We start from the raw sequence: 11,760 nt of genomic DNA, 5'->3' as shown, positions 1-11,760 counted from the left end.
CTCACCATCCCAACTCGTCGGCGGTCTGCTCGGCGATCGCGGGCGAGCACGTCATGCCGCGCCCGCCGGGCCCGGTGACCAGCCACACGCCGTCGCGTACCTGCTGCCGGTGCACGACGCGGGTCGTGTCGACGCACTGTGCGTAGACCCCGGCCCAGCGCCGTCTGATCTTCGGCAGCGGGCGGCCGAGGAAGCCCTCGACTACCTCGGTCAGGTGGTCGTAGGGGTCTTCGAGGGTGTCGAAGGCGAAGGGGTGCTCGTACTCGTGGGTGTCGCCGATGGTCAGGCCGCCGTCCTCACGCTGCACCATGAGCAGCTGCATCTTGTGCGCGGCGGCGGTCGGGGTCTGCGCCTGCCCGGCGTTGAGCGCGTCGAGGGCGTCCGACTTGTAGGCCGGGTAGTAGCGGAAGCTGTCCGCGTCGGCGACGGAGGTGGTGAGCGTCTCGCCCAGCGGCGCGGTCTGCATCATCTGCAGCCGCACGCGGCGTACGGGCAGGTCGGGGCCCGCCAGTTCGCGTACGAGACCGCCGAGCCAGGCGCCGGTGGCGAGCACAACGACGTCACCGGTGTGAACGTCGCCGTGGTCGTCCCGCACGGCACTCCCGCCGACGACCTCGCGGACTTCGCGACCGGGCAGGAAGGTGTAGCGGGGGGATCGCAGCAGCGCCTCCCGCAACCGGAGCTGGGCGGTGCGCGGCTCCACGGCGGCATCCCGCTCGCACCACAGACCGGCGATGAATTCGCCCCGCAGCGCCGGGTTGAGTGCGCGGGCCTCGTCGGCGCCGAGCAGCTTGTAGCCGCGGGCCGCCGCGTCGGGGCGGGCGAGGGCGGCTTCGGCGACCGCGTGCTCGCGCTCGTTGCGCACGAGGGTGAGGGAGCCGTTGGCCCGGAAGCCGATGCCCTCCACCCGCCGGCCTATCTCCTCCCACAGTTCGCGGGCGCGCAGGGCGGTGTCGAGCTCCTCGCCTCCGGCGCGGCCGCTCACCCATATCTGCCCGAAGTTGCGCAGGGAGGCCCCGCGGGCCTCGCTCTCGCGCTCGATCTGTACGACCTCGTGGCCGCGTTCCACTGCGTGCCAGGCGTGCATGGTTCCCACCACGCCGGCTCCTACGACGATGACTCTCACGGCGGCAACGCTGCTGGGGGCGGGTGACCCGCCGCGGTCGGGTCGGCAACGGGACGGTGAACGGCCACCCAAGCTTGGACCAGACCCGTTATGCTCCTGTTACCAAGTTGAGCAGGCACGGCTGTCGGCTGATGCCGTACCGCGTCGGGGAGTTCAGGAGCCGTTCAGGAGCCGCCGCTGCTGCCCAGGTGGGTGGTGAAGGAGAACCGGTCGCCCCGGTAGAGGGTGCGGACGCGTTCCAGGGGGCGGCCGGAGGTGTCGCGTGAGACGCGGTGGATGAGCAGCATGGGCAGGGCAGGAGGGGTGCCGATCAGCAGGGCTTCGCGGGGCGTCGCGAGCACCGTCTCGATGCGTTCGTCGGCGTCGCCGAAGGAGATGCCGAGCTGGTCGCGGAGGTAGGCGTAGAAGGAGGAGTCGGGCTCGAAGTCGCGGTCGAGCGCGGGGACGCGGGCGACCGCGACGTATGTGCTCTCCAGGCCCACCCGCTCGTCGTCGGCGAGCAGCACTCGCTCCATGTGCCAGACGGGCTCGCCCTGTTCGACGCCGATCTCGGCGGCGAGGGCCGCGGGGGCGGGGAACCGGTCGAGGGAGATGAGATGCCGGCCGGGAGTGCGGCCCTGCCTGCGCACGCCTTCCGTATAACTCGCGAGGGACAGCGGCTGCTCCAGCTTGGGCCCCGCGACGACGGTCCCGCGGCCCTGCCTGCGCAGCCGCCCTTCGAGCAGCAACTCACGCAACGCCTGCCGCACGGTCTCCCGCGCGACCTCGTACCGCACGGCAAGATCCCGCTCGGTCGGCAACACCCGCCCGTCCCCCAACTCCTCTATCAACTCGGCGATCCTGGCCTTGACCGCGTAGTACTTAGGAATACGCCCGTGCTCGGGAATCCCGGACCGGATGGGGGCGCCGGGCACTTGACCTAGTAGGTGGGCGGGGGGGTGCGGGGGATTCTGCGGGGAGTTCGGGTTGTCCACTCGGGGATGTTCGCAGATGTTTGTGAACGGGGGGGTGAGCGGAGGGGGGTGGGGTGGGGTGGGGGGTGCTGGGCGCCTCCGGGGGCGGGGTGAGGGGTGCTGGTCGTCCCGGCGGGCTGGGCGGGGTTCCCGGTCGCCCCGGCGGGCGGGGCTGGGTTCCGGGTCCAGCGTCGCCGCGGTGGCGGGAGCTTGTGTTCAGCGTCGCCGCGGCAGCGGGGCATCGCGCTCAGCGCCCCAGCGACAGCGGGACCTCGTCCTCAGCTCCCCGCGAGCAGCGGGACCTCGTCCCTCAGCTCCCCGCGAAAGCGGGGCCGCTCAGCGTCGCCGTGGCAGCGAGGCCTCGCGTTCAGCGCCCCGCGAGCAGCGGGACCTCGTCCTCAGCGCCCCGCGAGAGCGGGGCCGCTCAGCGTCGCCGTGCCGCGCGTACGCGGCGGGTCGTTGTGAGGAGGGCCCAGCCCGCGGCGAACAGCGCGCAGGCGATGGCGGTGACGCCGAGCAGGGCGCGGGGGCCCGTGGCGGCGAGTTCGTCGGCGTACGAGGAGTCGCCGCCGTCGGAGCGTTCACGCCCTCCGTCGCCGGCGCCTCCGTCCCGCCCCGCGTCCACGCTGCCCTCGGGTTCCTCCTCGGCGCCCACGCCCCCCGTGTCACCCACACCTCCCGTTTCGCCGGTGCCACCCGTGCCGCCATCGCCCTCGATGCCGAACGGGTAGTCCTCGGACTCCCCGACCCAGTCGCCGTCGTCGTCGCGGCGCTGTACGACGGCCGCGGAGATCACGGCGTGCTCGGACCTGGCGGCGGAGGTGAAGGAGAGCCGCACCTTCACGGTGCGGGTCTTGCCCGCCTTGACCGTGAAGCCGGGGAATCCGTCGTCGAAGACGCCGACGTTCTCGTCCCGGTCCGTACGCTCGAACCCCACGGTCCGCCACCGCTTGCCGTCGTGGAACTCCAACTGGACCTGCCGGGGCGTCAGCTCGCGCTCCTTGTCGACGATGACGACGACCGGGTGGATGTTCCCGCAGGTGCCGCGGGTGGTGTTGGCCAGCTCGACGGACCAGCTCCGGTAGCCGCCACCGGCCTCGTAGGTGGGGGGACCGCCCCTGATCCGCGTTCCGATGGGGAAGTCCTCGCCGGTCGGGTCGGAGCAGATGGGGGGCTGGGCCGCCTGCGGTCGCTGTACGGCGGCGGCCACCGTCACCGCCGCCGCGTCGCTCCCCGGCAGCCCTTGCACGGCAACGGCCGGCCCTGTCCCGGCCACGGCGGACGCGAGAGCGGCGGCAGCGGCGGTGATGCCGGTGATGCCCGGGGCAAGAGAGCGGCGAAGTCGCATGGGGGGCCTTTGCTGAGCACGGAGCGGACGGGCGGGGCGGGGGCGGGGCCGTACGACACGGGCCGCGGCCCGCACCGGCATGCCACGGGTCATGACCTGCGACGACAGGACGCGGGTCGCGGGTCGCAATGACGCGACACGGGTCGCAGCCCACAACGCCAGGACACAGGTCATGGCCTGCGACGCCAGAACGCGGGTCGCGGTCCACAGCGACAGGACACGGATCATGGCCTGCGACGACAAGACACGGGTCATGGCCCGCGACCTTGCCACCCCCGCACGGCCTCACCGCACTCGCCACAACCCCGTACGGCCGACTGGACCGCGCAAGTCACTCCTATCAGCTGACTTTCCGTTAATTACGGCTGACGGGGCGGGCGGATACAGGCACAAGGCCCAGCCGCGCCGCATCCGCAGCTGCCGGAACGACCAGTCACCCGGCGTCACTCCCGACGGCCCGCTACCCCGCTCCACCACGAACACCCCACCCGCCGACACCCGGACACAGGCACGACTACCAGCCCCGCCACACTCAAAGCCGCCGAAACGACCAGCCACCCGGCCTCACCCCCGCCAGCCCGCCACCCCCGCTACCCCCTACCCCCGCTCCCCCCTACCCCCGCCCCACCGCAAACGCCACATCCGCCCGCCCGAAGACAGGCGCAAGGACCAGCTGTGCGGCGCCTTCCGCCACCTCCCTCTCGCCCCCGGACGCCACGGCCACCGGGACCTCCCTGCCCCCGCCGCCCCTCCGGGCGCGTGCCGTGACGACCGCTCCGACTCCTCGTACAAAGCGCTCCTCGTCCGCGAGGACCGCACGGCCGCCGAGCAGTACGAGGTCGATGTCGAGCAGGCTGACCAGGTTCCCGGCACCCGCTCCCAGCACCCGCGCCGCCTCGTCCAGATCCCCCCGCGCGACCGCCGCCAGGCACAGCGCCTCGATGCAGCCGCGGTCACCGCACCCGCACTCCGGGCCGTCCAGCTGGATCACCTGGTGGCCGAACTCGCCCGCCCCGGTCCGCGCCCCGCGGTAAAGGTCGCCGCCCAGGACGAGCCCCGCCCCGAGCCCCGTACCGAGGTGCAGGTAAGCGAAGGACTCCGCCACCCCGCCGAGCGCGAGCCCGAGCGCGGCGGCGTTCGTGTCCTTGTCCACGACCACCGGCAGCCCGAGCCGCCCCGCGAACGCCTCCCGCAACGGAAAGCCGTCCCACGCGGGGAATCCGGTGACGCGGTGCAACACTCCCTCGGAGTGGTCGAGCGGCCCCGGCAGCGCGACCCCGACGCCGAGTATGCCGGGGCCAGAGCCGGAACCGGAGCCCGAGCCAGAGCCCGCCCCGGAGCCGGAGCCAATGCCGGAACCAGAGCCCGAGCCAGAGCCCGCCCCGGAGCCAGAGCCAATGCCGGAACCAGAGCCCGAGGCGGACGAGCCGGCCGAGCGAGGCAGTTGGTCCCCGAGCAGCCCCCGCACCACCCCCACCGCCACATCCACCACCGCCTCCGCCCCGGCGGCGAACTCCAGCGGCGCCCGCCGTTCCGCGACCACGCGGCCCGTCAGATCGGCGAGGACCGCGGTCAGCTCGTCGCGGTCCAGATGCAGACCGACCGCGTGGCCCGCCTCCGGGACGAGCCGCAGCAGCGTCCGCGGCTTGCCGCCCGTGGACGCGCGACGCCCCGCCTCCGCGGCAAGCCCCTCCGTACGCAACCGCGCGGTGATCTTGCTGACGGCCTGCGGCGTGAGCCCGGTCCGCTCGGCCAGTTCGAGGCGGCTTATGCCGGCCTCGCCCGCCGTGCGCAGCAGGTCGAGCACCAGGGCGGCGTTGTGCCCGCGCAGCGCGAGAAGGTTCGCCCCGGCACCCGCCCCCCTGCCGCCGTTTCCCCGGCCGCCATTCCCCCTGGCGCCGTTCCCCCGGCCACCGCCGCCCTCGACTCCCGCGTCTGTCCTGTTCACAGCCCCATTGTCGCGCGCGCTTGCGCTTTGGCAACACCGTTGCTTAAGTGGAAAGCATGACTGGTATCGGCTCCACTGGCTCTGGCTCCCCTCTACGCGTAGCCCTCATCGGATACGGCCTCGCGGGTTCCGTCTTCCACGCCCCGCTGATCGCCGCCACCGAGGGCCTCACCCTCGACACGGTCGTCACGTCGAACCCCGAGCGGCAGGCGCAGGCCCGCGCCGAGTTCGGTGACGGACTGCGCTTCGCCGCGTCGGCCGACGACCTCTGGGCCCGCGCGGACGAGCTCGACCTGGTGGTGATCGCGTCCCCGAACAAGACGCACGTCGCGCTCGCGACCGCCGCCCTCAAGGCCGGCCTCCCGGTCGTCGTGGACAAGCCGATCGCGGGCACCGCCGCCGAGGCCCGCGAGCTCGCCGCACTCGCCGACGAGCGCGGCCTGCTGCTCTCCGTCTTCCAGAACCGCCGCTGGGACAACGACTTCCGCACTCTCCAAAAGCTCGTCGCGGACGGCGAGCTCGGCGACGTATGGCGCTTCGAGTCCCGCTTCGAGCGGTGGCGTCCGCAGCCCAAGGGCGGCTGGCGCGAGTCCGGAGACCCCGAAGAGATCGGAGGTCTGCTCTACGACCTCGGGTCCCACGTGGTCGACCAGGCGCTCGTGCTCTTCGGCCCCGCCCGGACCGTGTACGCCGAGTCCGACGTCCGCCGCCCCGGCGCCGAGGCCGACGACGACACGTTCATCGCCATCACGCACGAGGGCGGCGTCCGCTCGCACCTGTACGTGAGCGCCACCACCGCCCAGCTCGGCCCGCGCTTCCGCGCCCTCGGCTCGGCCGCAGGCTACGTGAAGTACGGCCTCGACCCGCAGGAAGCCGCGCTCCGTGACGGCAAGCGCCCCGCGACCGAGGACAGTTGGGGCGAGGAGCTCGAATGCATGTGGGGCCGGGTCGGCTCCGGCGAGTCCCCGCTGACCGGCGGCGGCAACCCGGTCAAGACCCTGCCGGGCGACTACCCCGCGTACTACGCGGCCGTGGCCGAGGCGCTGCGCGGCACCGGCGACAACCCGGTCTCCGCGTACGAGGCCGCAGCCGCGCTCGACGTCCTGGAGGCGGCACGCCGCTCGGCCCGCGACGGTGTGACGGTGGTCGTATGACGACGCCCGCCGCCTCCGCACCCACCGTGGAGGAACTGGAGACCCAGGAACTCCGCCTGGTCCTGCCCCACTTCACGTACGAGGACGCCTGGGCACTCGGCACCCTCCTGGTCGAACTGGCCCGCGAGCGCCAGGCCCCCGTCGCCATCGACATCACCCGTGGCGGCCAGCAGCTCTTCCACGCGGCGCTGCCGGGATCGACCCCGGACAACGACGCCTGGATCGCCCGCAAGCGCCGCGTCGTCGAGCGTTACGGCTGCTCGTCGTTCCTGGTCGGCACGCGTTTCCGCGCCAAGGGGACGACGTTCGAGGACTCCTCGCGCCTGGACCCGGACGTGTACGCGGCCCACGGCGGCGCGTTCCCGATCGCGGTACGGGGCGCGGGCGTGATCGGCACGGTGGTCGTCTCGGGCCTTCCGCAGGCGGCGGACCACGCGCTGGTGGTGGAGGCGCTGGAGCGGTTCCTGGAGGGTTCCGCTTAACCCGTGACGGGGGGGCGCCGCGTCATCAACGGCGCCCCCCCCGTCAGCGGAGTTATCCGGAGTCGTCGCGGGCTACGCGTCCTTCAATTCCTGGCGCTGCCTGCCGAGCCCCTCGATCTCCAGCTCGACCACATCACCGGCCCGCAGATACGGCTTCGGCTCCGGCCGGCCCATGGCGACGCCCGCCGGCGTACCGGTGTTGATGACGTCACCCGGGTACAGGGTCATGAACTGGCTTACGTAGCGCACCACTTCGGCCACCGGGAAGATCTGCTGGGCGGTGGTCCCGTCCTGCTTCAGCTCGCCGTTGACCCAGAGCTTGAGGGACAGGGCCTGCGGGTCGGGTACCTCGTCCGGCGTCACCAGCCACGGGCCCAGCGGGTTGAACGTCTCGCAGTTCTTGCCCTTGTCCCAGGTGCCGCCGCGCTCGATCTGGAACTCCCGCTCCGACACGTCGTGCGACACCGCGTACCCGGCGACGTGCGCGAGCGCCTCCTCGTCGGACTCCAGGTAGCGCGCGGTGCGCCCGATGACGATCGCGAGCTCCACCTCCCAGTCGGTCTTCACCGACTTGCGCGGCACCAGGACGGTGTCCTCGGGGCCGACGACCGTGTCCGCCGCCTTGAAGAAGATGACGGGCTCGGCGGGCGGCGTGGCCCCGGTCTCGGCCGCGTGGTCGTGGTAGTTCAGCCCGATGCACACGACCTTGCCGATCCGGCCCACCGGCGGCCCGACCCGCAGCCCCTCCGCGACGAGCACGGGCAGCTCGCCCGAATTAGCGGCGGACCGGACCCGGTCGAGGGCGGCCGGGTCGGCGAGCAGCGCCCCGTCGACGTCCGTGACGATCCCGGACAGGTCCCGCAGCGTGCCCTCGGCGTCGAGCAATGCCGGGCGCTCGGCTCCGGCCGTACCGACTCGCAGCAGCTTCATGGTCAATCTCCCTTGGTCGAGCGCGACCGGTCTGCTGTGACCGCCCGCGTGGCCAGGCCGATGGGATGCGGCCATCGGAGGTTTGGAAGATCCTCCAAGCTAGTCATCCATCCCGCAAGACCCTGTTCACGGACCGGACCGTTACCCGGCGGTAGCCAGCGCCCCGGCGCCGATCGGCACATCGCGGTAGAGAACGGCCCGCTCGACCGCGCTCCAGGTGGTGCTGGTGACCACGTAAAGGGCGGCGGCCAGCGGTACGAAGGCGACGGTGAACAGCGTCATGAACGACATGTACGGCATGACCTTGGTGATCGCGCCCATGCCGGGCACCTGCTGGGCGTCGGTGCCGCCGCTCGCAGACGCTCCCGCGGCCATCTGCGTCTTCGTACGCCGGAAGTTGAAGGTCGCGACGGCGGCCACGATCGCGAAGAGCGCGAGGTAGACGAGCCCCTGCGCCCCGAAGACCCCGCCGTCGCCGAGCGCGTCCGCCCACCGCCCGCCGAGGGGCGCGGCGAAGAGCTCGTGCCCGAGCAGCGCGTTGGCCTCACCGCCGATGCTGGAGCTGGAGAACAGGTGGTAGAGCAGGAAGAACGCGGGCAGCTGGAACAGGCTCGGCAGGCATCCGGAGAGCGGCGAGACCTTCTCGGCGCGGTGCAGCTCAAGCACCGCCTTCTGCAACTTCTCGGGGTTCTTGGAGTGCTTCTTGCGCAACTCGGCGATCTGCGGGTTCAGCCTGGCGCGGGCCTTCTGACCGCGGGCCGACGCCCGCGACAGGGGGTGGACGAGGAGTCGTACGCAAGCGGTGAACAGCACGATGGCGGCGGCCGTCGCGGAGGCGTGGAAGAGGGGTTCGAGCAGGTCGGCGATGGAGCCGACCAGATCGGCGAACAGGGACATGAAACCGGACAGGAAATTGAACACGGAGAAGCCCTCCGGGGTCTCGTCGTGCCGAGGAAAAGGGGCGATTGCTCTTTTCGGCGTGACGGCCCGCAAGGGGTCCAGGTCAGTCGGTAGTGGTTCCCTACGCGGCCGTCATGACGAGACGGCCCGGCGCTCGGGGCCGCCGCCGCCCGGCGGCGTCGGGATCGCGCTGCGGCAGGAACGCCGTGCGCTTCTCGCGGTCGCGGATGGCCGTCCGTACCCGCGTACGGGGCACGGCGGGGGCGCAACGCGCGGCGATCAGCGAGCAGACGGCGAGCGCGGAGCCCGCGGCGGCGGTCGCGGCGAGCGCGACGGCGGCGGTGAGGCTGCTCGCGTCGAGGAGGACGACCTCGACGAGGAGGAAGAGGAGAAGCCCGGTGGGCCGGAGGGCGGTCTTCCAGCCACGGATCAGATCCTGCATGGCTTTCCGTCCCCCTCTCTCCTGCTCAAGATCATCGCTGATGACGTTGTTGCTGATACGACGTACGGCGAACGTACGTACTGCTGCCGTTATACAGGATCGGCGCCGACGGCCGTAAGGACAGGCTGCCGGGGTTACCAGCGGCGTCCTACCGGGGCCGCATGGACTTCAGCTTCCCCCACACGATGAGCCGGTACTTGGAGGTGTACTCGGGAGTGCAGGTGGTGAGGGTGATGTAGTAGCCGGGAGAGCTGTAGCCGTGCCCGGCTTTCACGAGGCTGCGGGGGACGGCGCGGATGACGCCGCTGTCGCGGGCGGAGGTCCGGGCAAGGACTTGGTCGACGACGTACGTGTAAATGGCCCGCTTGGTCTCGACGACCAGCTCATCGCCGCCCGCGAGCCGATCGAGGCGGCGAAAGGGCTCGCCGTGCGTATTGCGATGCCCGGCAAGGGCGAAGTTCCCGCCCTGCCCGGGCTGGGCGGTGCGGGGGTAATGCCCGACGTATCCCTTATTGAGTACGGCGCCCTTGCTGATGCCCTCGGCGACGGGCACCCGTATTCCGATACGGGGAATGCGGAGGACGGCGTAGGCCTGGTCCCAGCGGGGGGCGGGGTCGGTTTGCCGGCGCGGGGCGGGCTGCTGCCGACCGGCGGATTCACCGTCGCCCGAGTCAGGGCCGCCCAAATCAGAGCCGGCGGGGTCGGGACCGGGCCCGCCCCTCCCCGGATCGACGGCGTCCCCCGGAGAACGACCGGAACCACCGTCCGCCGACTGGCCGCTCCCGCTCCCCCACTCCCGCTCAAGGGCCTGGACCTTGCGCTCGGCGCCTTCGCGGGCCTGGCGGTTGGTCCACCAGAGCTGATGGACGACGAGAAGCAGCAAGACAAGACCGCAGGTCACGGCAGCCTCGGCGCCGCCCCACACCAGACGGGCGGCACGCCCCCGACGACCACGACGCCCCTGCACGACAACAGGAACCCGCTCCACCCGCTCCCGCATGCCGGCACCGCCCCTCCCGAGAGGGCGGCAGACTAAGCCCAAGCCCGCCAACAAGCCATGGCGATCACGACGCGTGGCCGACAAAGATGCGACTGCCCTGATCTGCACGGCAACCCTGCTGCAACGCCCCCACTCGGCAGTACGGTGTCCCGTATGCGCCCCGACACGCCTGCTGACCACATCGCCGAAGCCGAGCGCCTGGAGCGGACCGCCGGCTTGTACCCCGAGGACACCGAGCACCTGCTGCTCCAGGCCGCGGCCCACCTGGAACTGGCGGGCGAACGCGACCGCGCGACCACGCTCTACGACCGCCTCCTCGCCCCGGACGCCCCGCAGCGTGCGTCGGCCCCGACCCTGATCCGGGCCCTGAAGGCCTCGAACCTCTGGGAGTACGGCCATGAGGCGGAGGCAAGGGCGATCATCGACGGAGTCCGGGCGGCGGCGCCGCGCGACCCGGCCCCGTGGGTGATCGCGGCGGAGTCCCTGGAGTCCCACGACGAGCTGGCACAAGCGCAGGAGACGTTCACGGAGGCGCTGGAACTGCTGCTCCCGCAGCCGGGCGGCGAGGGCGCTCCCGCGTCCGCCCCGTCCTACGAACAACGCCCGCTGCTGTTCGGCCGCCACAGGGTGCGCCGCTTGCTGGGCGCGGAGCACGACGCGTGGGACGCTCTCGCGGACGAGATCTCCTCCTCCCCGGTCCCCCTGGACGAACTGCACGACCCGAAACGAATCTGGTCACTCGGCTCGGACAACCCGGCGGAACTGCGCGCGGAGATCTCCCGCATCCAGGCGGAATTGGGCTCGTACAGAGAGGCCCTGTCCCGCCCGTTCCCGGTGGCGGTCCTGCACTGGCCCTCCGCGGAACTGACGGAACTCCTGACGGCGTACCCGTCCCTGGAATCCGAATACCCCTCGCACGAGGCGCACTTGTCGACCATAGAGGCATCACTGAGGGAACTCGCCTCCTCGGGCACCCCCAACCTGGGAATCGTCACGGGCACGGTCCCGTCGTACGAGGCCTTCGCGGCCTCGGAGGGCGCACAACCGACGGACGTGTCACTACTCCCCCAGTACGCGACAACACTGGCGGCCCGGGGGCGGGCAGCGGGGTGGCCGCCGGAGGCGGGGGCGGGGTGTTGGTGCGGGTCGGGGCGGACTTACGGGGACTGCCACGGGGTGTCCTAGAGGCGCACCCTTTCGGCGAGATCCACCTCCGGGGCTGTGGGGCCTTGAGTGGCGTCTTGGCCCCCTTATCTACACTCACGCCCCATATGAAACGCCTGTGCGATATCGTCAAAGCGGAAAACTGGAACGGCCAAGGCGTTGTTTCCTGCTTCCGTAGGTGCAGTACCGCGCTCCAAAGGAACACGACAGCCATGCCTGATGCGCCCTCCACCGTCTTGCGACACGAAGACGCGGCCGGCGGCATCCCGGCCTCCCCCCTCTACGGCTTCGTTGGTCTCGGGCGTACAACTCC

11 protein-coding genes are annotated in these 11,760 nt (G+C 71.8%); 3 read left to right on the top strand and 8 right to left on the bottom strand.

The genetic code is table 11. From position 1 onward, the window contains the following. Nucleotide 1: 1 nt before the first annotated feature. From IE226_RS07645 to IE226_RS07630, 4 genes are all read right to left on the bottom strand, one after another. Entirely contained in the window at nucleotides 2-1,126 is a 1,125-nt protein-coding gene (locus IE226_RS07645) for a TIGR03364 family FAD-dependent oxidoreductase (protein WP_190080265.1), read from the bottom strand. Between the two features lie 164 nt (nucleotides 1,127-1,290). Continuing rightward, a complete protein-coding gene (locus IE226_RS07640) occupies nucleotides 1,291-2,040 on the bottom strand; it encodes a GntR family transcriptional regulator (protein WP_229870611.1) in 750 nt (249 codons plus the stop codon). Nucleotides 2,041-2,503: 463 nt separating this feature from the next. Further along, complete coding sequence (locus IE226_RS07635; RefSeq protein WP_190080263.1) at nucleotides 2,504-3,682, bottom strand: hypothetical protein; 1,179 nt, start codon at nucleotides 3,680-3,682, stop codon at nucleotides 2,504-2,506. A 358-nt stretch (nucleotides 3,683-4,040) separates the two neighbouring features. Further along, complete coding sequence (locus IE226_RS07630) at nucleotides 4,041-5,375, bottom strand: ROK family transcriptional regulator (RefSeq protein WP_190080262.1); 1,335 nt, start codon at nucleotides 5,373-5,375, stop codon at nucleotides 4,041-4,043. A 56-nt stretch (nucleotides 5,376-5,431) separates the two neighbouring features. Between IE226_RS07630 and IE226_RS07625 the strand changes: the two genes are divergently transcribed. Next, nucleotides 5,432-6,529: a Gfo/Idh/MocA family protein gene (locus IE226_RS07625; protein WP_190080261.1), complete on the top strand. Its 1,098-nt coding sequence runs from the start codon at nucleotides 5,432-5,434 to the stop codon at nucleotides 6,527-6,529. Further along, complete coding sequence (locus tag IE226_RS07620) at nucleotides 6,526-7,011, top strand: heme-degrading domain-containing protein (RefSeq protein WP_190080260.1); 486 nt, start codon at nucleotides 6,526-6,528, stop codon at nucleotides 7,009-7,011. Before IE226_RS07625 ends, IE226_RS07620 begins: the two co-directional genes overlap by 4 nt. A 72-nt stretch (nucleotides 7,012-7,083) precedes the next feature. Here IE226_RS07620 and IE226_RS07615 read toward each other — a convergent pair whose 3' ends face one another. The 4 genes from IE226_RS07615 to IE226_RS07600 form a co-directional block, all read right to left on the bottom strand. Beyond that, nucleotides 7,084-7,941, bottom strand: a complete 858-nt coding sequence (locus tag IE226_RS07615) for a fumarylacetoacetate hydrolase family protein (RefSeq protein ID WP_190080259.1) — start codon at nucleotides 7,939-7,941, stop codon at nucleotides 7,084-7,086. A gap of 141 nt (nucleotides 7,942-8,082) precedes the next feature. Continuing rightward, nucleotides 8,083-8,850 (bottom strand): YidC/Oxa1 family membrane protein insertase, encoded by a 768-nt coding sequence (locus IE226_RS07610; protein ID WP_190080548.1) that lies wholly within the window; start codon nucleotides 8,848-8,850, stop codon nucleotides 8,083-8,085. A gap of 112 nt (nucleotides 8,851-8,962) precedes the next feature. Then, on the bottom strand, nucleotides 8,963-9,283 hold the full coding sequence (locus tag IE226_RS07605; protein ID WP_190080258.1) for a DUF6412 domain-containing protein: 321 nt from the start codon (nucleotides 9,281-9,283) through the stop codon (nucleotides 8,963-8,965). Between the two features lie 148 nt (nucleotides 9,284-9,431). Then, entirely contained in the window at nucleotides 9,432-10,283 is an 852-nt protein-coding gene (locus IE226_RS07600) for a class E sortase (protein WP_190080257.1), read from the bottom strand. A gap of 153 nt (nucleotides 10,284-10,436) precedes the next feature. Between IE226_RS07600 and IE226_RS07595 the strand changes: the two genes are divergently transcribed. After that, the gene (locus IE226_RS07595; RefSeq protein WP_190080256.1) at nucleotides 10,437-11,468 is read left to right on the top strand and encodes an SEC-C domain-containing protein; all 1,032 of its coding nucleotides are present in this window, start codon (nucleotides 10,437-10,439) and stop codon (nucleotides 11,466-11,468) included. The last annotated feature ends 292 nt before the right edge of the window (nucleotides 11,469-11,760 follow it).

The sequence above is a fragment of the Streptomyces longisporoflavus genome (assembly GCF_014649775.1).
GTDB classification, from domain to species: domain Bacteria; phylum Actinomycetota; class Actinomycetes; order Streptomycetales; family Streptomycetaceae; genus Streptomyces; species Streptomyces longisporoflavus.
The sequence above is the reverse complement of the archived record's forward strand: the minus strand, read 5'-3'. Positions and strand labels throughout refer to the sequence as shown.

Coding starts and splice junctions, on each gene's coding strand:
- IE226_RS07595 (WP_190080256.1), top strand. CDS start 10,437: ATGCGCCCCGACACGCCTGCTGACCACATCGCCGAAGCCGAGCGCCTG.
- IE226_RS07605 (WP_190080258.1), bottom strand. CDS start 9,283: ATGCAGGATCTGATCCGTGGCTGGAAGACCGCCCTCCGGCCCACCGGG.
- IE226_RS07615 (WP_190080259.1), bottom strand. CDS start 7,941: ATGAAGCTGCTGCGAGTCGGTACGGCCGGAGCCGAGCGCCCGGCATTG.
- IE226_RS07620 (WP_190080260.1), top strand. CDS start 6,526: ATGACGACGCCCGCCGCCTCCGCACCCACCGTGGAGGAACTGGAGACC.
- IE226_RS07625 (WP_190080261.1), top strand. CDS start 5,432: ATGACTGGTATCGGCTCCACTGGCTCTGGCTCCCCTCTACGCGTAGCC.
- IE226_RS07600 (WP_190080257.1), bottom strand. CDS start 10,283: ATGCGGGAGCGGGTGGAGCGGGTTCCTGTTGTCGTGCAGGGGCGTCGT.
- IE226_RS07635 (WP_190080263.1), bottom strand. CDS start 3,682: ATGACCCGTGTCTTGTCGTCGCAGGCCATGATCCGTGTCCTGTCGCTG.